Genomic DNA, 20731 nt, shown 5'->3' on the forward strand with positions numbered 1-20731 from the left:
ATTCTTTCAACACCATAACATAAAACGATTTAATTTTTAAATCATTTGATTCGATGATTTTCGAAATGATGAATTGAATGGGCTCACATTATGATTGGACAAGTGCAACGATCTGCTTTTTCTTCCATACCAGTCGATAATAGCCGTATTGGAGCAATAAGTTTACAAAAAAGGCTGCAGGATATCCTATCCAGATTCCTTTGATCCCAAGCGATGTATGGTGTGATAGCACATAAGCCACTGGTACTTCAACAAGCCAAATGGAACAAATACTAAAGATGGTCGGCCATAGAACTGTGCCACTTGCTCTCATTGTGGCTGCAACGATTTGTGCTGTTCCAAAAATGAGATAGCTCCATAGGGTAATCACGACCAAACTATATGCAATGTCAATCGTTGCAGGATCTGTTAAAAAGATAGATAAAATTTGTGGTGCGAAAATATAGACGAAAATAATAATCAATCCGCCTATTGCAAAGTTTAGCCCCAGCCCAATTTTAATGACATCCTTCAAACGATTCATGTTTCCTGCGCCAATGAATTGTGCGGCGAAGATAGAAACCGCAATACCAAGGCTCACTGCAGGCATCTGTACATAACTAACGACTTGATTGACAACGCCATAAGCTGCGGTCGCCTGTGATCCATAATCGTTGACAAAAGAAATGACAGCAATTTCGGATAAAGAAATGAGAATCATATTAATACTAGAAGGGATACTTAACTTTAATAGCGTTTTTAATAAATCCCCTTTCATCAATAAATGCTTTCTAACCGACGCATCAATGCGCAGCGGGTGCTTTGTTTTATATAGATAGATATGAAGAATGATAAACGTAACGATTGTAGAAATCACAGAAGAATACGCAGCACCATATAAACCAAATGCCGGTAAACCAAGCCAGCCGAATAATAAAATTGGCAGCAATAAAATATTGGTTCCTGTACTAATCATTAAGAAATAAAATGGTGTTTTTGAATCTCCTGTTCCTCGTAAAAAAGTTGTATAGACAAAATAAAGAAATAAGATGGGCATGGAGATGAATAGGATTCTGGCATATGCCGCACTTTCCTCCACAATATTTGCAGGTGTCCCCATCAGATGTAAAATATCTGTGGCAAAAAAACCTCCAATGATAGCTAAAGAAAGTCCGATTAAAAAGGTGAACGAAAGCGTTGTACCGATAATTTCCTTTAACCTCTGCTCATTTTTTGCTCCGTATGCTTGTCCAATAAGGATCGAGCTCCCTGATCCAATCCCAATGGAAAAAGAAACAAGTAAAAAGAAAAGTGGAAAGAATGCAGAAATCGCAGCTACTGCATCCTCTCCAATCCATCTACCGACAAGCACAATGGAAACAAGCTGTCCAATTGATTGCAAAATATTGCTTAATAAAAGTGGAATTAGAAAGATCGACATGGTTTTTACTAAAGATTGATTATTATCTAACGTCATGATGGTTCTCCTTCTCTGTCTAAAGATCCTCAGCTAACATGCTGACAATGCGGTCTTCTATCTCTTTTCCTTTTTCGTCATCAACGAGATGATTCAATAAGATGGAAAAAGCAAGCGTTTTTCCACTCTGCGTTTCAATATATCCAGATAGTGTGCTGACCGTTGATAGTGTACCTGTTTTTGCACGCACTTTTTCTAGTGTAGCTGGTTCTTTCAATCTATTTCTTAATGTACCTCCCACCATACGCTCACTTGCCCCAGCTAACGGAAGTGCATGGACATAGGTGTTAAACCATTTTTCCTTTTGAATGTTTGTCAAAAATAACGTGAATTGATTTGCAGAAACAAGGTTAATCGGTGATATGCCTGATCCGTCTCTCAACACAGTCATAGATGCATCTATGCCATAGGCAGGAAGACGTTCATTCAGCACGTCAAGCCCTTTGTCAAAACTCCCTTTGTTCTTTACCCGCTTCCCAAGTTCTTTTAACAGAATTTCTGCATGTGTATTGTTGCTTAATTTCATCATCGGAACAAGAAGATCGGATAAAGGCATTGATGTATGGGAAGCGATTTTTTTCGCTTTTTTAGGAACTTGTTTTGTTTTGAGTGGTCCTTTCAGCTGAATCCCCTCAGCCTTTAATGCTCGTTTCATTAAGTCTAAAGCATACGTTGTCGGTTCCCATAATGCGACCCATTGTTTAGACGAGGATGCTTTTAGCGGAATCGTCCCAGTCAGTGTAATTTTGTTTGTACCGTGAGAGCGTTTAAAAGATATTTTCTTCTTTCCACCTTCTGGCACAGTTTTCACTTGATTGACAACTTGAGCGACGTCAGTCTTCGGGATCATCTTATAGCTGGCCTTCTGCCCTGCTTTCTTTCCCGGATTGACTTCGAGAATGATCGTCCCTGCATCATAATCCTCATTCGGTGAAGCAGTAAGAGCAGATATTTGAGCGCCGTAATATTGATCTTCATCACTCCACGGCAGATCGATGGAATACCTTGTGTCATCAAACCAAGTATCATCAGCTGCAAGCTGTCCACGAATCGTATGTATTCCGGCCTTTTTGACTTGTTTGGCTAATGCGGCAAAATCGCTTTCTAACAATGTCGGGTCTCCAGTGCCTCGGAGATAAAGATTGCCGTGCAATGTTTTTTTGTGAATTGAACCATCTATCCAAACGTCTGTTGGAAAAGTGTGTGTTTCACCCAGTAGATCGAGTGCGATAGCAGATGTGAGTAATTTCATATTAGAAGCAGGAGTCAGACGGATGTCCGCTTGATGTTCATAAAGAAGAGAAGTGTCAGAAGTATCGCGTACGCTGATGCCAGCAATTGCGCCCTCTAAATCAGGTGCTGTTCGAATGAATTCGTCTAAAGAAGTGATCCATTTTGATTGATCATCATGAGCTGTTAGTTGTTCATCTTTCACTGAAAAAGGGAGAAATAACATCGACAAAATACATAGTTGTAAAAACATGACCTGTGAGAAACGTTTCACGCAATCCCTCCTTTTTAGAAAAGCAGCCAAATTTAGCAGATTATGTTCATTATACACAAAAGAACGTTTGTTCTCAAAGGTTTTTTAAACAGAAAAGTCAGCTTTCTTTGACGAAAACTGACAAGCCTCTTTTACCTTTTTTCAGGATTCCAGCCATCGCTTCCGCTAAGCACGGATTGAACGGTGATTTGACTTGCTTCGTTTTTTGTTAATATCGTTGACCACTTCACCCGGTTTGCCACATGACCCCCTGCGCCCGTTGATCCATATTCTTGATATCTAGCCGTTCTTTCGTTGTCTTTGTTCTCCCAGTTATGCCATCCCTCAGCTTTAATATGTCCATCCATTTTTGTTTGGAGGAACGTGACAGCCGAATGAGGTCTCCACGGACGGCCTAAGTACACAGATTGAGACGCAGACGTTCCTTTATTTAATGTGGAATCAATAAAAACGTAGCCATACTTTTGCGCTTCTGTTGTGGATGCCGCTGTAATATACCCATTTCCAAGACTTTTTATTTCAGCTCTTTTAAATACAGCCGTTGCTGAACCAAAGATGAAGTCAACCGTGCCCTCGATATAGCAATCTTCATAATATTGTCTCCCTGTGCCTGTGGCATAAAGTGTATCTTGATAACCGAGAACACGTACGTGTTTAAACATAGCCCGGTCCCCGGATACATAAAGGGCAACCGCCTGCCCTGCGTTTCGGCCAGCTGTATTTTGAAACGTGATATTTTCTGCGTAAAAATGATTTGCCCGAATCATTGTACTAGAGCTATTGGTTGTGCTCCCGCTGCTTGCATTTGTATCATCATACGTCAGAATCGTCTGATACTGATTTTCTCCAATAAAGGACACATACGGCTTATTTTGCGGAAGGAGAATCTTTTCTTTATACACACCATTTTTAATATATATCGTCGTTTGCTGTTGATTGTTCACTTGTATCGCATCAATGGCAGATTGAACCGTTCGAAATGTCCCATTTCCTTTTTGATCGACAATAAGCACGCGGTTTGTTTGATGGTTGTGTCCAGCTGCTTGCGCATAAGCTGAGTCAAAAAGCAGTAAGGCCAATACCATCATCAGCAGTCGTTTTCCATACTTCATCACACATCTCCCCCTTATATTGTGAACGTTTTCATTGACGTATTCTTTTTGATCCTATTCAGTTATAAAACAAAAAAACATCCACTGTGTTAGGTTGTGGATGTTTTTTCATATTTCATCGCATAAATTCCTTCATTTTCAATCCATTCACAAATTAGGACATCTTTATAGGAGGAAATGTGCTGCTTTTTCAATTGCTCTCTCAGCCACGCTTCATCAAATCCAGCTTCCTTTAAATCTTTTCTTAAAATCTCTCCGTCGATAATAAACGTTCTAGGCAATGTGACTTCTTTTCCTTTCACGTTCATATCTTCGGCTGTAGCTGGTGCATATTTCATTTTCGGAAGCACACTCACAGACCCATCCGTTTCCAAAATGGCAAATTCAATTTCATTAAGAGCAAAATGCCCTTTCGCTCGAATCAGCGTCTGCAACTGATTTAAATCGAGCATATTTTTCTTTAATCGATTGTAGTGAATCTTTCCTTTATCAATCACAAGAGTGGGTCTTCCCTCTAAAAAAGCACGAATGGATTTGAATTTTTGTGAAAGCCATTCAACTGTGTAGATTAAAACGCCCCAGACTGCAACTGCAAAAAGGATATGTAGCACGCTGACTTCTGGATCAAAAATGGCGTTACCGACCATCTCCCCTAAAATCAGTGCAGAAATAAAATCAAACGGCGTGATTTGTGCAAATTGTGTTTTCCCTAATAGCTTTGTAATGGAAAATAAAGCGAAAAATCCGATAAAGAGTTCAATCAAAATATTAAAAAATGGCACACATATACCTTCCTTTCTCACTGCATGTACTTACAGCATGTACAGGAAAGGAAGGTTCTAAACCATTTATGAAGGCAGTAAAATAAAGACGTCGTCTCCCTCAACCAATGCTTCATATGTTTTCACGCATCCATGATCTGGTTCTTGAACATTTCCTGATGAAAGATTGATTTTCCAATCATGCATTGGACAGAAGACATGATCTCCGCTCACCATTCCTTCAGCTAGTACACCGCCTTTATGAGGACAGCGATTTTCAATGGCTTTGAACTGCTTGTTAGAGGTTTGAAAAACAGCTAATTCAAGTGGACCGGCTGCGACTGTTTTCCCTAGCTGCAACGGGAAATCTGATATTGTACCAATATGAACTTTTACAATTGAAACTGTCATCTGATCTCATCCCTTCAATTGATTTAGACGGAAGCAGTTGCCTTTTGAAATAATTGTCTTGTTTCTGTTTCGTTCTCTCGAATCTCTTGCCACGGTTCTTCATAAGTTGAAAGTGCGATGTCCATTCTTTCGATGAGTGCTGCACGTTTCTTGTCATCTAGCAGTACCGTTTGGATATGATTCAATCCAAGCCGTTCAACCCAAGCGGATGTTCTCTCTAAATAATTTGCGGTTTCTCTGTAATATTGAAGGTAGGCTGTGGCCATTTGTTCTACTTCTTCTGCTGTACTTACTTTCATTAATAAGTCTCCAGCTCGTAAATGTGTCCCTCCATTCCCGCCAGCATACAATTCAAATCCCCCATCGATACCTACGATGCCAAGATCTTTAATCCCAGATTCAGCACAGTTTCTTGGACAGGCTGATACGGCCATTTTGACTTTGTGCGGTGTGGCAAGTCCTTCAAATTTCTTTTCAAGCGCGATCCCAAGAGATATGGAATCCTGCGTTCCGAATCTGCAAAATTGTTCTCCAACACAAGTTTTGACGGTTCTTAATGATTTTCCGTAAGCATAACCAGACGGCATATCTAAATCAGCCCATACTTTTGGTAAATCTTCTTTTTTGACACCTAAAAGGTCGATTCGCTGTCCTCCAGTCATTTTCACAAGCGGTATCTCATATTTGTCAACGACATCCGCTATTTTTCTCAGGTCATTAGCATTTGTCACGCCTCCGTACATACGTGGAACGACCGAATAGGTACCATCGTTTTGGATGTTGGCATGCATTCGTTCATTCACAAATCGCGAGCTTTTTTCATCTTTGTAGTCAAGCGGATACATCATCCCTAAATAGTAATTCAGTGCAGGCCGGCACTTTGAACAGCCTTCTTCTGTTTCCCAGTCAAGTACACTCATCACTTCTTTGACATGCTGCAAACCTTTCTCTTTGATTTCATGAATCACTTCATCTCTTGATAAGGTGGTGCAGGCGCAGATGGTTTCTTTTTGCGCAGTGCGGTTTGCATCATCGCCTAAAGTGTGCCATAAAATCTCTTCCACAACAGGTTGGCAGCCTCCGCATGATCTAGAAGCACTTGTACATTGCTTGACCTCTTGTATAGTCGTTAGGCCTTCTTTTTGAATAGCTGCCACTATTTGACCTTTTGAGACACCATTACAGCCACAAACGATATGGTCGTTTGCCATTTGTTCAATCGTGTTTTCTTGCGCCAGCTCATTTGATGTTAAGACAGATACTTTTTCCATATCTGACATATCAACACCTTCTCTAATGTACGAGAATAAACGTGGTCCATCGCTTGTTTCTCCAAACATGACGGCGCCGACTAATCGGTTTTGCTGGAAGACTAGTTTTTGATAAATGCCTTGCTGTTCGTCAAAAATCTTAATCGCTTGTTTCTCATCGTTTTCGATAAAATCACCAGCTGAAAATACATCAACCCCTGATACTTTTAGCTGTGTCGATAGTACAGATCCTTCATAAGGCGTCGGGGCCATATCACATACATGCTTCGCAAGCACGTTTGCTTGATCGTATAATGGCGCAACAAGACCGTACGTTTGTCCTCTATGTTCAACACATTCTCCGACTGCGTAAATCCGCGGGACACTTGTTTCCATGAAATCATTGACGATAATCCCCCGGTTCACTTTAATGCCGCTCGTTTCGGCAAGCTTGTGATTCGGTTTAATTCCTGCTGCCATGACCACCATATCTGTCTCTAATGTAGAACCATCTGAAAATGTTAGCCCTTCTACTCTTGTATCTCCTAAAATTTCATTTGTCTGTTTTCCTAATAAAAAGCTCATGCCTTGTTTTTCTAATGCTGTTTGCAGAAGTTGACCTGCCACCGGATCGAGCTGCCGGTCCATTAGATGAGGGCCAAGATGAATGACGGTCACTTCCATACCTAAGTTTAATAGACCACGTGCTGCTTCAAGTCCAAGGAGCCCGCCTCCAATAACGGCTGCTTTTTTGTACATCGTAGATGCTTTGACCATTTCCTCTGTGTCTTGTAATGTACGAAAAGCTGTTACCCCTTTTTTATCGCTCCCTGGAATGGGCGGGATGAACGGGAGTGACCCTGTCGCTAAAATTAAACGGTCATAATGCACGGTCCGTCCTTGATCACTCATAACGGTTTGATTGTCTGGATCGATCTTCACAATGGTCTCATTTGTAAACAGCTGAATATGATGTTCCTTGTACCAATTCCAATCGTTTAACGTAATATCCTCTGTCTTTGTATCCCCTTGGAGAACTTTCGATAAAAGAATCCGATTATAGTTAGGATACGGCTCAGTTCCAAATACAGTCATGTCGAATCGTTCATTGTCCGTTTTTAAAATGTTTTCGAGCGTTCGGATACCAGCCATACCATTCCCTACTAATACGAGTTTTTCTTTCATGAAAAACACCCCTCATGTGATCGTTTTTTAGAAAGTACCATAATCTAAACAAAGATGGAAAATACATGTTAAAATTTCTCACATAGTTTTCAATTCTTGTAGGCTGACAGCTGTACAGGACAATATTTAAAACCTGGCATTTTACTGTGTGGATCTAACTGTTTACCAATTAATAGGTTAATTGATTGATGTTTATTCCAGTGAAATGGAACAAACACAGTATCTTTTCGGGTGGTATCTGTTATGTGGCACCTCATGATGACACTACCTCGTTTTGACTGGATGGTGACGAGTTCCCCGTGCTGAATCCCGTAAGCTTCGGCTGTATCAGGATGAAGCTCTACATAAGCTTCAAACTGCCGGGCAACAAGAGAGGTGCTTTTTCTTGTTTGAACGCCCGTTTGGTAATGAGCCATCACCCTGCCGGTCGTTAAATAGAGTGGATATTCTGGACTGACTGGTTCTTTTGCACCCTGTTGTCCATGTGCAACGACTGCAAATTTTGCTAATTGATCAGGATGTGAGAATTGATGCTCAAATAGTCTTTCTGTTCCTCGGTCTTCCAAATGAGAGCAGGGCCATAATATGCCTTGCGTCTTCCTTAACCTGTCATAGGTCATACCGGAATAATCGGCTTTGGCTCCTTTCGTTGCTGTTCTCAATTCCTCAAAGATGTCTTCTGCAGATGAAAAAGAAAAAGAGCCGCCTTTGCCTAATACTGCTGCTATATCACAAATGATTTGCCAATCGTGCTTTCTTTGGTGTTTGAGTGGATAGGTTGCTTCTCTCAGCGTAACGCGTCCTTCTATGTTCGTCATGGTCCCTTCGTCCTCTAAATATGACGAAGCTGGTAAAATAACATCTGCGAGTGCAGCCGTCTCAGAGATAAATAAATCAATTGCGACAAAAAAGGACAGCTGCTCGATGGCTTTTTTGATAAAGCTTGCATGCGGACCTGATTGAACGGGATTAGAACACATTAAAAAGAGCGCTTTTATCTCTCCTTTCTGCATTTTTTCAAACATTTCAAAAGCAGATACACCTTTTCTAGGCAGTTCTTTTTCATCGATCTTCCATATTTCAGCCATTTCTTTTCTATGTACTGGGTTTGTGATATCACGGTAACCAGGAAGCTGATCTGCTTTTTGTCCATGCTCTCTTGCACCCTGTCCATTTCCTTGCCCAGTAATGGCACCATAGCCACACCCAATCCGGCCAATTTTCCCAGTAACAAGCAGAATATTCAGGAAATTACGAACGGATGCTGTCCCGTCTATTTGCTGCTCAATGCCTCTTGCAGTCAGAATCATGCCTGTTTTTTCGCGGGCGAATTTTCTCGCTATTTTTTGAATGACTTTCATCGATACACCGGTTTGCTGCGTAATGTCTTGCAGGGACATGTGTGAAATATGCTGTTTCATTTCTTGAAAACCTGATGTTCGTTTTTTAATAAATTCTTCGTCTAGTAACTGTTCATGGAGCATGACGTGTAAGATTCCATTTGCGAGTGCAGCATCTGACCCAGGCCTTAAGCTGACATGTAAGTCAGCTAGTTTGGCTGTTGCTGTTTTTCGCGGATCGATCACGATGAGAAATGCCCCGTTCTTTTTAGCTTCTTCCAAATACGGTATGAGGGTCGGCTGACATTCCGCTATATTGGTTCCAACCAATAGTAAAACCCGGGCATGCTTGATGTCACGAAGCGGAAAGGTTAGACCCCGATCAAGTCCAAATGTTTGGTTAGCTGCTGTTGCTGCTGAAGACATACACAGTCTTCCATTGTAATCAATGTATTTCGTTTTAAGGGCGACCCTTGCAAATTTTCCGAGTAAATAAGCTTCTTCATTTGTAATCGATGCACTACCATACACACTGATAGCATCGTGCCCATGTTCCGTCTGAAGGGTTTGAGTGCGTGCTTTGATTTCGTCAAGTGCCTCTTGCCAAGTCACTTTGACAAATTGACCGTTTCTTTTGATGAGGGGGTGATTCAATCGTTCCTTGTGCAGTGCGTGCTGGTGGGCATGCTGCCCTTTCATACAGATCCTGCCGAACGTGGTTGGATTATGAATACCTATCGTCTGGTAGCGTGTTCGCCCTTCTGCATGCTGCTCGACTAATTGCATTTTGCACTGCATACTGCAAAACGGACATTGAGATGGGAACACCCTTTTTCGCTCTTGCTGCTCTGATGTTTGCTGCACATATTGTAAAAAAGATTGATTCATACATTCACACCCTTTTGTCTACTTTGCTCAAATTGCTCGCAGAGCTCTTCTCTCATTTCCTCATCGAGCAATTTTTCTCGTATGGAAATGATGCCGTTTTTTTGGATCCAGTCTCCAATAGATTCTTGAAAATATGCACGTTTTCTATAGTCTTCAAGCAGTGCTTTTAAAAAAGGAATCAGCTCATCCGTTCGGCTCACAGAATAAAAAAGCTGACCTGCCTTAGGTTGACGTATGCTGCCTCCTATATAAATGTCCCATTCATCCAGCTGCTTCTTGATGCAGATGTCATAGATGGGGCTGAAATGACATACGCAGGAAGGACCAGCGATATGAATCGATGTGACTGCAGGTAAAAGCGTGTTTTCTAGTTGTCTTTCGATCTCCATGACAAGTGTTGTGACAGATGGATCGTGACGACAATCACATGAAAGAACATGAGAAAGTCTCTTGCTTTCTTGTGGCATGCTGTGTCCATGTTCTTTTACAATATGGGCGGCCTCTTGTGAAATACCGATCAGCCGAATTCGTTTATTCTCCGTTAGTTCTACGTGCTGAATTTGCTTTTGCTCTAATAATCCGGTTATCATCTGTAAAAATGTCAGATCAAGACGGCCACCATATAACTGAGGCATTAGTATGTGCTCATGATCTGATGGGCTGTCTTTTACGAAAAGATCTTGAAACTGCTCAAGATAGTATGGAATGGCTGCTCGGCATTTGTCACAGCCGTTATCTGTCATCCAATTAAATCGTCTTCTTACTTGCTCTTCATTCAGCGGATGCTGATTTTTTATATACGAAAAAATGGTCTGTTTCTCTACATTTGTGCACGAGCAAAACGTGTCCAGTGCTTCCGTTAGCTGATTTGATGAGACATGGCAGCAGGCACGAACAAGCTCTTGACAGCCTCCGCAGCCCGTTGCGGCCCCTGTCTGTTTTTTTATCTCTTCTAAATTTGTCAGCTGATGGGCCGATATGCTTTTGAATATCGCTCCCTTCGTCACCGTGTGGCATTGGCAGATGAGATCCTCTGTTTTTAATGAATCTAAAGGGGATATCTGCTCTTCATTCAGTGATTTCATGACTACGCTTTTATCACGCCCCACTTTTACATCCTGCAAAAGCTGCTCAGCTCTCTCAAGTTGACCAACTAATACAACGCCTGTGAGCACATCATGTTCAAACACTAGTTTTTTATATACTTCTTGTTCTTCATCTAAGTAAGTCACCACTGAAGCGGAGGGGGATCGGTTTACAATACTGCCAGCAGAATAAATAGATATGTCATTTGCTTTCAATTTTGTTGAATAAATGGCAGGAGGTAAATTCGTGACCAGTTCATCTAATAAATGATTCGCAAGCACGTTTGCTTGTTCATAAATAGGCTGCACAAGACCGTGCACCATCCCCTTATGCTCTGCACATTCTCCAATAGCATAAATATTCTCAACGTTTGTCTGCATGACATCATTTACAACAATGGCTTTTCTTGTATGAATGCCGTGCTGTTTTGCAAGCTCTATATTCGGACGGACCCCCGTTGTGAAAACCACGAGATCAGCATCCACGATGTCTCCACTTTTTAACAGAACGCCTTCTACTCTCTCGTTTCCTAAACATGCAATCGTATGAGCATTTGTTTTTACCTGAATCCCCTTGCGACTTAATTGTTGAGACAAAAGCCCTGCAGCTGTTTCATCTAATTGGCGTTGCATAAGCCAATCCGTGTGATGAATCAAGGTTGTCTTCAGTCCAGCGATCTGTAAACCAGCGGCCACTTCCACACCAAGTACACCACCTCCAATGACTGCTGCACGCTCATAGCGTAAAGAATCAGCGTAAATGGCCTCATAATCGTCAATCGTACGAAAAGCATAGACCCCTTTTTTGGATACGCCTTGTATAGGCAGAAAATGAGGCGATGAGCCTGTGGCGATAACCAGTTTGTCATACGGGATATTCCGGCGTGCTTCTGTCATGAGCAATTGACGCTTTGTATCGATGTGGACAACTGCTTCGCCTGTTTGGATGGTGATGTCATGTTTGGTGTACCATTCTTTTGGCTTTAGTTCAATTTGAGACAACGATTCACTTTTTTGTAAAACTGACGAAAGTTTTATTCGGTTGTAGGCCGGGTGCTTCTCTTTTCCAATGATCGTGATGGAATAGCGTTCTGGCTGTTTCTTTACGATATGTTCGATACATTTCATACTCGCCATGCCGTTTCCGATAAACACGAGTTTACGTTTTGCCATGTGAGATCAACCTTTCTAGCTTTTTGCGCCAAAGCAATGTTTGCCTAGATTATGGCACACATTTGTAAAAAAGTGTTTATCCATGTCATTTTTTCTAACACAACACTTCCATTCCTTCTATCAACTCGCTATCTTTAAGTCAGAAAATTCAAAATAAAGGAGGGGTTTTGTGAAACTCTCAGAATTGACTTCTAGTGGTCATCCTAAGACATTGTTTGGTTCATTTTTATATTTTGACGTGAGTTTCATGATTTGGGTTTTGCTGGGGGCACTCGGTGCTTTTATTGCACAAGATTTTGCCTTATCGACAATAGAAAAAGGCATGATTGTAGCCATTCCGATTTTATCCGGATCTTTTTTTCGAATTGTGCTAGGTCTATTAACAGACCGAATGGGACCTAAAAAAACAGCGATGATGGGCATGATTTTGACCACCATTCCACTCATATGGGGGTTTTTCGGTGGTACAACCCTTTCAGAGCTAGTACTGATCGGGATTTTATTAGGGGTTGCAGGTGCGAGTTTTGCGGTCGCTTTACCGATGGCAAGCCGCTGGTACCCTCCTCATTTACAAGGGGTAGCGATGGGAATTGCCGGCGCCGGAAACAGCGGAACACTGATCTCGACACTCTTTGGACCAAGGCTTGCGGAGATGTATGGCTGGCATACAGTGATGGGGCTCGCTCTTATTCCTTTAAGTTTCGTCTTTTTGTTTTTTATTTTCACAGCAAAAGATGCACCAAACCAGCCCGCCCCTCAGCCGCTTCGGTCCTATTTTTCAGTCTTTCAAGTGAAAACAACGTGGTTTTTCTGCCTGCTTTATGCGATTACATTCGGTGGTTTTGTCGGCCTTTCAAGTTTCTTGAGTATTTTCTTTGTGGACCAATATGCGATTTCAAAAATTCATGCTGGTGATTTTGTGACGCTTTGCGTGGCGGCAGGCAGCTTCTTTCGACCAGTTGGCGGTTTGATTGCCGATAAAATTGGCGGGATGAAAGTACTGCTCGGTTTATTTGCTTTGATTGGTATCTGCTTAGGGGCAGTGAGTAGTCTACCTGCATTACCAGTGGTCATTGCGCTTTTATTTGTCGGAATGATGTGTCTTGGTATGGGGAATGGGGCGGTGTTCCAGCTTGTGCCGCAAGTGTTTCATAAGGAAATTGGGATTGTGACTGGAATTGTAGGGGCTGCAGGAGGCATTGGGGGATTCTTTTTACCAAACGTTCTTGGCAGTTTAAAAGAAATGACGGGCTCCTATACGTTTGGTTTTTTGACCATTTCTCTTTTTGTTCTTGCTGTCTTCCTCTGTTTGGTTGTCTCCCAGTTCAAACGTAAAAAAGTCATTATCCAGCCAACCATGTCTGAATCATAAAAAGCCATGACCACTCTTTGGTCATGGCTTTTCTCTATATATGGTAAACACCCTTTGTTTGACCTATTTTGGCAGAACCGAACTCCCCATTAAATAACGGTCTACCTCATGCGCCACTTGTCTGCCTTCGTTAATTGCCCAGACAATCAAGCTTTGACCGCGTCTTGCATCTCCCGCTGCAAATACGCCTTCTACATTCGTTGTATATTCCCCATATTTTGCGTCAATCCGATTGTTTTTGCTGTCCACGCCAAAGTGTTTCACTAGTGGCTGTTCAGTTCCCTCAAAACCAATCGCAATAAAGACTAGCTGAGCTGGCCATACCTTCTCTGTTCCTGGAATCTCATGAAATTCAAACTTCCCTTGCTCGTTTTTCACCTTTTCCATTTGAATGGTATGAAGCTCTTTTAACTTCCCATTTTTATCAGCCACAATCTTTGTGGTTTGAATCGAATATTGGCGCGGGTCTTCTCCAAATTTTGCTTGTGCTTCTTCGTAAGCATAATCTAGAGAAAAGACATAAGGCTGTTCTGGCCACATGTTATCCCCTACACGTGTATCTGGAAGCTTTGGATGCTTTCCGAATTGAACAACACTTTTTGCTTTTTGGCGAAGTGCAGTTGCGACGCAGTCAGCGCCTGTATCTCCTCCGCCAATCACAATGACGTCTTTCCCTTTTGCGTCAATAAAGTTTTTATCTTTGAATCCTAAATCAAGCATGCTTTTTGTTGCGAGTGTTAAATAATCCATTGCCAGGTGAATCCCTTTTGCTTCCCTGCCTTCAATTAACAGGTCACGCTGCTTTTGTGCACCTGTACAAAGGATGACCGCATCAAATTGCTCTTTCAGTTCATCAGCCGTGATATCCACACCAATTTCTGTATTGGTCACAAAGTCAATGCCTTCTTGTCTTAGCAGTTTAACTCTGCGCTCAACGACTTCTTTATCGAGCTTCATATTCGGAATACCATAAGTGAGCAGTCCGCCTAGACGATCAGATCGTTCAAACACGGTTACAGCGTGTCCTGCTTGGTTTAGTTGGTCTGCACTTGCCAATCCTGCTGGTCCTGATCCGACAATGGCGATCTTTTTCCCTGTACGACTTGAAGGAATTCTTGGTGTAATCCAGCCATTTTCAAAACCTTTATCAATGATCGTCCGTTCGATATTTTTAATCGATACTGCTGGATCATTGATCGCGACGGTACATGAGCCTTCACAAGGTGCTGGACATACTCTTCCAGTAAATTCAGGGAAATTGTTCGTTTTTTGTAGTCTTTCAAGCGCTTCTTTCCATCTGCCTCGGTAGACAAGGTCGTTCCATTCTGGAATTAAATTGTAGATCGGGCAGCCAGAAACGCCGCCCCTGATCTCCATCCCAATTTGACAAAACGGTGTTCCGCAATCCATACATCTAGCACCCTGCTGTTTCAATACCTCATCTGTATAAGGAGCTGAATATTCTTTCCAGTCATTTTGACGAGTGAGAGGGTCACGTTCATTTGGCTTTTCTCTTTTATAATCCATAAAACCTGTTGCTTTGCCCATTGTCCTCTCCCCTTTCTTAATGAGCGAGGGCTGCTTTTTGCCCGTTTGCCGTTTCTTTATTTTTCGGTTTTGTGTTTGCTTCAAATGCGAACATAACAGCTTCCTCGTGGCTGAGGCCTGCTTGTTTTTGTTCCTCAATGCTTTGAAGCATCATTTTGTAATTTCTCGGAATGATCTTAATGAATTGATTCTTTTCTTGTGCCCAGTTCTCTAGAAGCGCTGCTGCTTTTGAGCTGTTTGTATAATCAAGGTGTTCCTGAATCATTTGCTTCACTTCTTGTTCTTCTTCGTGATCTGTGAGTTTTTCAAACATGATCATTTCCATGTTGCACATTCTTTTGAACTGTTTTGCATCGGATGTATGCACATAAGCGATACCGCCAGACATCCCTGCGCCAAAGTTCTTCCCAACGTCACCTAAAATGACAACACGTCCGCCAGTCATGTATTCACAGCCGTGATCACCGATTCCTTCAACGACCACATTGACACCTGAATTACGCACGGCAAAACGTTCACCTGCACGACCGTTAATAAACGCTTTTCCGCTTGTCGCGCCGTAAAATGCAACGTTACCGACAATCACGTTCTCATGTCCATTTTGTACAAAGTGATCAGATGTTTTGACAGCAATTTTGCCTCCAGAGAGTCCTTTGCCGATATAGTCATTTGAGTCACCTGTTAAATATAAAGATATCCCCTTTGGAACAAATGCGCCGAAGCTTTGTCCAGCTGAACCAGTGAACCGAAGTGTGATCGTATCCTCTGGCAGACCTTCTTCTCCGTAGCGCTTAGACACTTCGCTGCCCGTAATCGTTCCAGCTACACGGTGAATGTTGCGAATGTTTAGTGACAGATCAACTGGTGTTTGATGATCGAGCGCTTCCTGTACATAAGGGAGAATCTCATTCATATCCAGTGATTCATCAATTTTATGATTTTGTGGCGTTCTGAATGTGCGTGGTCCCTCTGGCTGATAAAGCAGGGTTTCAAGGTTCAGCTGTCCTGCTTTCCAGTGTGCTTTTGCTCTTTCACTTACTGATAAAACATCCGTACGCCCAATCAATTCATCCATTGATGTAAAGCCAAGTTCAGCTAAAATTTCTCTTACTTCCTCTGCAATAAACATCATGAAGTTGACAATGTGATCAGGGTCACCCATGAATTTTTTGCGAAGTTCCGGGTTTTGAGTAGCGACACCGACTGGACAAGTATCTAAATGACATGCTCTCATCATGACGCATCCTAATACGACAAGTGGAGCTGTCGCAAAGCCGTATTCTTCTGCTCCTAAAATCGCAGCCATGACAACGTCGCGTCCTGTCATTAATTTGCCATCCGTCTCAAGAACGACTCGCTCTCGAAGGCCGTTTAAGACAAGGGTTTGATGCGCTTCTGCCAATCCAAGCTCCCAAGGAAGTCCTGTATGTTTAATACTTGTTTTCGGAGAAGCTCCAGTACCGCCATCATATCCACTAATTACGATGACATCCGCTGTCCCTTTTGCGACACCTGCTGCAATCGTACCAACGCCAGCTTTAGAAACTAGCTTGACACTGATGCGTGCATCACGGTTTGCGTTTTTCAAATCATGGATCAATTGAGCCAAATCCTCGATTGAATAAATATCATGGTGAGGCGGTGGTGAGATTAGGCCAACACCTGGCGTAGAACCACGTACGTCTGCGACCCAAGGATATACTTTATTTCCTGGCAGCTGTCCGCCTTCTCCCGGCTTTGCACCTTGCGCCATTTTAATTTGCAGTTCATCTGCATTGACTAAATAATGACTTTTCACGCCAAAGCGGCCAGAAGCAATCTGTTTAATCGCACTTCTGCGATCATCCCCGTGCTCATCTACTGTGAAGCGTGCAGGGTCTTCCCCGCCTTCTCCGCTGTTGCTTTTGCCGCCAATTCGGTTCATCGCAATCGCTAGTGCTTCATGCGCTTCTTTACTTAGTGAACCAAATGACATCGCACCTGTCTTAAAGCGGCGTACAATGGATTCAGCAGATTCAACTTCTTCTAGACGAACTGGCTTTTGTTTTGAACGAAAAGCAAATAGATTTCTAAGGAAACCAATTCGTTCTTCATCCGCTGCCTTCGTGTATTGCTTAAATAAATCATAATCTTCGTTGCGGCATGCCCACTGAAGGGTATGAATGGTTTTTGGGTTAAAGGCATGATGCTCTCCATTTTTTCTCCACTGGAACTCACTGCCTGATTCTAGCGTTTGATCTGTTGATGCCTGATACCCAGCCTCATGACGAAGCTTTGCTTCATTTGCAATGGTGTCAAGATCAATACCGCCTAGCTGAGAAGCTGTTCCTGTGAAATACGCCTGGATGACATCTTCACTAATGCCGACCGCTTCAAAAATTTGTGCGCCTCGATAGCTTTGGACAGTGGAAATTCCCACTTTAGACATTACTTTAACTACGCCCTCAGTCACACTTTTCCCAAACTTTGTGACAGCTTCATCAAAGCTAATCGCAATCGCTTCTTCAGCAATAAGCTGTTTGTATGTTTCGTAAACGAGGTACGGATGGATCGCATCTGCACCGTAGCCAATCAGTGCGGCAAAATGATGAACCTCTCTTACTTCTCCAGATTCGACGATTAAGCTCACCTTTGTTCGTAAGCCTTGACGCACAAGATGCTGATGAAGTGCACTCAATGCAAGAAGTGGTGGAATCGGCACTTTTTCTTCCGTCATGTCACGATCGGAAAGAATTAGTAAAGATACCCCTTCACGAATCGCTTTTTCTGCCTCTTCAAACATCGCATCAAGACCACGTTTTAGGTCATCAGTGAAAAGTGTATGAATCGTTTTGCTTTTAAAGGCGTTATGAACAATCGTTTTCAAGCCGTTGAACTGCCCGCTTGTTAAAACAGGTGTATAAAGTTTAATTCTTCGGCATGAATATTCATTTGGATGTAAAATATCTCCCTCAGCACCTAACCAAGTCATGGTTGATGTAACGAGCTGCTCACGAATGGCATCAATTGGCGGGTTCGTGACTTGAGCAAACAGCTGTTTGAAATAAGAAAACAGCGACTGCGCACGATCTGATAACACAGCAAGCGGTGTATCACTTCCCATTGAGCCGATTGGGTCCTTGCCTTCTTCTAGTAAAGGAATTAAATACTTTTGAATGTCTTCGTACGTATAATGGAAAGCACGCTGACGTGTTAACAAATCACTCATTATACTAGAATTTTCTGAATTTTCTTCAGAGCGATTGACGTGAACCATTTCTTCATCGAGCCATTTTTGATAAGGAAGTTCATTCGCAATCGAAGATTTCACTTCTTCATCCGAAATAATGCGTCCTTCTTCTAAATCGATTAACAGCATTTTACCTGGTTCAAGACGGTCTTTATACTTCACATCTTCTTCATTTGTGTCGATGACGCCGACCTCAGATGAGAAAATGATATGATCGTCATTTGTCACGTAGTATCTCGCGGGTCTTAATCCGTTCCGATCTAAGATGGCGCCGATTTGTTTACCATCCGTAAACGAAATCGCTGTCGGACCATCCCACGGCTCCATTAACGAACTATGGTATTCATAAAATGCCCGTTTCTCTTTAGACATGTGCGTATTCTCCGTCCACGGCTCAGGAATCAGCATCATCGCTGTATGAGCAGGAGTACGCCCTGCAAGCACGAAAAATTCAAAGGCATTGTCTAAAATGGATGAATCACTTCCGTCTGCATTCAGCACTGGCAAAATCTTGTCTAGATCTTCTCCGAAGGCTTCAGACACGAATTGTTGTTCTCTTGCTCTCATCCAATTGATGTTTCCTCTTAATGTGTTGATTTCTCCGTTATGAATTAAGTAACGGTTTGGATGCGCTCGTTCCCATGTCGGGAATGTATTTGTACTAAATCTTGAATGAACGAGTGAAAATGCAGAAACAAATGTTTCATCCTGTAGATCAAGATAAAAAGCATCAACTTGATCTGATGTTAAAAGCCCCTTATATACAATGGTTTGACTAGACAGACTGACAAAGTAAAATTGTTTTTCCTCTGCTGTTCCCCAGTTTTCAGCCTGCTTGCGGATGACGTATAATTTTCGTTCAAATGACAAACGGTCTGTTACGTTGTCGTTTGCTCCGATGAACACTTGCCGGACAACCGGACAGCTCTTCGCTGCAACCGTTCCAATTTTCCCAGCATCAACAGGGACCGTTCTCCAGCCAATTAATGTTTGCCCTTCTTGTTTAATGAAGCCGTTGATCTTTTGTTCGATCGCTTGACGCGTTTTGGCATCATCATCTTTTGAAAAGAACACCATTCCTACCCCGTAACGGCCCTTTTCAGGAAGTGCAAAGTCTTGGCAGTTCTTTCTAAAAAAAGCGTCTGGCAGTTGTACCATTAAGCCGGCACCATCACCTGTATACGGATCACTGCCTTGCCCGCCGCGGTGATCAAGCTGGCACAGCATTTGCAATCCCTTTTTGACGATGCTATGTGTCGCCTCCCCTTTTAAATGGGCGTACAGTCCGATTCCACATGCATCATGTTCAAATTCAGGACGGTAGAGACCTTGTGGTTGTGGTAGTTGATTATAAGTCATCGTTTCTCTCCCCCGTTTAAAAGATCCGTTTTTTCACAGTAATAAAATCTCACAAACTCTGTAACTTATTTTAAGTTTTCAAATTAATATAAACAATATATAATTTAGATCAAAACAATCTCTTTTTGAGATAGATGGGTGTGAAGTGCAAAAATGGAGCTTCGTCAATTACGTTATTTTGTAGAAGTTGCTGACCGTGAACACGTGTCAGAAGCGGCTGAAAACTTACACGTTGCCCAATCTGCCATCAGCCGGCAGATTGCCAATTTAGAAGAAGAACTTGGAGTGGCTTTATTCGAACGAGAAGGACGAAATATCAAATTAACGAAAATCGGCAGACAATTTTTGGACCATGTCAGAACCGCCCTAAAAGCGATAGATTACGCCAAAGAACAAATTGATGAATACTTAGACCCCCACAAAGGGACAGTGAACATTGGATTTCCTACAAGTCTAGCAAGCCAAGTGCTCCCTTCTGTCATTTCCGCATTTAAGCTGGAATATCCAGAGGTCGATTTTTTACTTCGTCAAGGTTCCTATAAGTTTCTGATTGAAGCTGTCAAAAATCGAGACATTGATCTTGCCTTTTTAGGACCCGTCCCGACAAACGATCCTCAAATAGAAGGAAATATCTTGTTTTCCGAAAGCATTTATGCCCTTTTGCCTATTAGTCACCCCTTTAGCGGGCAAAGAAGTATTCATTTAAGTGATTTGAGAAAAGACCATTTCGTTTTATTTCCTGAAGGATATGTGCTGAGACAAATTGCGGTTGATGCCTGTAAGCAGGCTGGCTATGAGCCAACTATCTCATCTGAAGGAGAAGATTTGGATGCCATTAAAGGTCTTGTGTCAGCGGGTATGGGCGTTACTTTATTACCCGAAAGTGCTTTTTATGAAACAACACCGCGATTTACAGTGAAAATTCCCATTGATTTCCCGCAAGTGAGAAGAACGGTCGGAATTATTGCTTCTAAATCGAGAGAGATGTCTCCTTCTGCCCATGATTTTTATATGTTTGTAAAGGACTTCTTTTCAAAAATTGAACAATATAAATAATT

12 protein-coding genes are annotated in these 20731 nt (G+C 42.2%); 2 read left to right on the forward strand and 10 right to left on the reverse strand.

The genetic code is table 11. From position 1 onward, the window contains the following. Nucleotides 1-88 precede the first annotated feature (88 nt). The 8 genes from M2353_RS09590 to nirB (M2353_RS09625) all read right to left on the reverse strand — a co-directional run bounded on the left by M2353_RS09590 (nucleotide 89) and on the right by nirB (M2353_RS09625) (nucleotide 12165). Nucleotides 89-1456 (reverse strand): MATE family efflux transporter, encoded by a 1368-nt coding sequence (locus tag M2353_RS09590; RefSeq protein ID WP_057079442.1) that lies wholly within the window; start codon nucleotides 1454-1456, stop codon nucleotides 89-91. Between the two features lie 19 nt (nucleotides 1457-1475). Beyond that, complete coding sequence (gene dacB, locus M2353_RS09595) at nucleotides 1476-2960, reverse strand: D-alanyl-D-alanine carboxypeptidase/D-alanyl-D-alanine endopeptidase (RefSeq protein WP_284725339.1); 1485 nt, start codon at nucleotides 2958-2960, stop codon at nucleotides 1476-1478. Nucleotides 2961-3091: 131 nt separating this feature from the next. Further along, nucleotides 3092-4072: a pectinesterase family protein gene (locus M2353_RS09600; RefSeq protein ID WP_284725340.1), complete on the reverse strand. Its 981-nt coding sequence runs from the start codon at nucleotides 4070-4072 to the stop codon at nucleotides 3092-3094. Nucleotides 4073-4161: 89 nt separating this feature from the next. After that, on the reverse strand, nucleotides 4162-4854 hold the full coding sequence (locus M2353_RS09605; RefSeq protein WP_284725341.1) for a DUF421 domain-containing protein: 693 nt from the start codon (nucleotides 4852-4854) through the stop codon (nucleotides 4162-4164). 66 nt (nucleotides 4855-4920) lie between these two features. Then, entirely contained in the window at nucleotides 4921-5244 is a 324-nt protein-coding gene (gene nirD, locus M2353_RS09610) for a nitrite reductase small subunit NirD (RefSeq protein WP_008346593.1), read from the reverse strand. Nucleotides 5245-5267: 23 nt separating this feature from the next. Further along, nucleotides 5268-7679, reverse strand: a complete 2412-nt coding sequence (gene nirB, locus M2353_RS09615; protein WP_284725342.1) for a nitrite reductase large subunit NirB — start codon at nucleotides 7677-7679, stop codon at nucleotides 5268-5270. Between the two features lie 89 nt (nucleotides 7680-7768). Then, nucleotides 7769-9907, reverse strand: coding sequence for an assimilatory nitrate reductase catalytic subunit NasC (gene nasC / locus M2353_RS09620; RefSeq protein WP_284725343.1), 2139 nt, complete (start codon nucleotides 9905-9907; stop codon nucleotides 7769-7771). Further along, a complete protein-coding gene (gene nirB / locus M2353_RS09625; protein ID WP_284725344.1) occupies nucleotides 9904-12165 on the reverse strand; it encodes a nitrite reductase large subunit NirB in 2262 nt (753 codons plus the stop codon). The genes nasC and nirB (M2353_RS09625) overlap by 4 nt, the downstream gene beginning before the upstream one ends. A 169-nt stretch (nucleotides 12166-12334) precedes the next feature. On the opposite strand from nirB (M2353_RS09625), the gene M2353_RS09630 reads away from it, so the two are divergent. Beyond that, nucleotides 12335-13537 carry a nitrate/nitrite transporter gene (locus M2353_RS09630; protein WP_008346586.1) on the forward strand — a complete coding sequence of 401 codons (1203 nt, stop codon included), beginning with the start codon at nucleotides 12335-12337 and terminating at the stop codon, nucleotides 13535-13537. 63 nt (nucleotides 13538-13600) lie between these two features. Here M2353_RS09630 and gltD read toward each other — a convergent pair whose 3' ends face one another. Next, nucleotides 13601-15085, reverse strand: coding sequence for a glutamate synthase small subunit (gltD, locus tag M2353_RS09635; RefSeq protein WP_284725345.1), 1485 nt, complete (start codon nucleotides 15083-15085; stop codon nucleotides 13601-13603). Nucleotides 15086-15101: 16 nt separating this feature from the next. Further along, nucleotides 15102-19673 (reverse strand): glutamate synthase large subunit, encoded by a 4572-nt coding sequence (gene gltB, locus M2353_RS09640; protein ID WP_284725346.1) that lies wholly within the window; start codon nucleotides 19671-19673, stop codon nucleotides 15102-15104. 153 nt (nucleotides 19674-19826) lie between these two features. Between gltB and gltC the strand changes: the two genes are divergently transcribed. Next, nucleotides 19827-20729, forward strand: a complete 903-nt coding sequence (gene gltC / locus M2353_RS09645) for a glutamate biosynthesis transcriptional regulator GltC (RefSeq protein ID WP_024718330.1) — start codon at nucleotides 19827-19829, stop codon at nucleotides 20727-20729. Nucleotides 20730-20731 lie beyond the last annotated feature (2 nt).

This window comes from Bacillus aerius (genome assembly GCF_029894105.1).
Lineage (GTDB): Bacteria > Bacillota > Bacilli > Bacillales > Bacillaceae > Bacillus > Bacillus altitudinis.

Bases quoted from the DNA above. Each gene is read 5' to 3' on its own strand.
- nirB (WP_284725342.1), bottom strand. From the start codon at position 7,679: ATGAAAGAAAAACTCGTATTAGTAGGGAATGGTATGGCTGGTATCCGA.
- nirD (WP_008346593.1), bottom strand. From the start codon at position 5,244: ATGACAGTTTCAATTGTAAAAGTTCATATTGGTACAATATCAGATTTC.
- gltC (WP_024718330.1), top strand. From the start codon at position 19,827: ATGGAGCTTCGTCAATTACGTTATTTTGTAGAAGTTGCTGACCGTGAA.
- nirB (WP_284725344.1), bottom strand. From the start codon at position 12,165: ATGGCAAAACGTAAACTCGTGTTTATCGGAAACGGCATGGCGAGTATG.
- gltD (WP_284725345.1), bottom strand. From the start codon at position 15,085: ATGGGCAAAGCAACAGGTTTTATGGATTATAAAAGAGAAAAGCCAAAT.
- nasC (WP_284725343.1), bottom strand. From the start codon at position 9,907: ATGAATCAATCTTTTTTACAATATGTGCAGCAAACATCAGAGCAGCAA.
- gltB (WP_284725346.1), bottom strand. From the start codon at position 19,673: ATGACTTATAATCAACTACCACAACCACAAGGTCTCTACCGTCCTGAA.
- M2353_RS09590 (WP_057079442.1), bottom strand. From the start codon at position 1,456: ATGACGTTAGATAATAATCAATCTTTAGTAAAAACCATGTCGATCTTT.
- M2353_RS09600 (WP_284725340.1), bottom strand. From the start codon at position 4,072: ATGAAGTATGGAAAACGACTGCTGATGATGGTATTGGCCTTACTGCTT.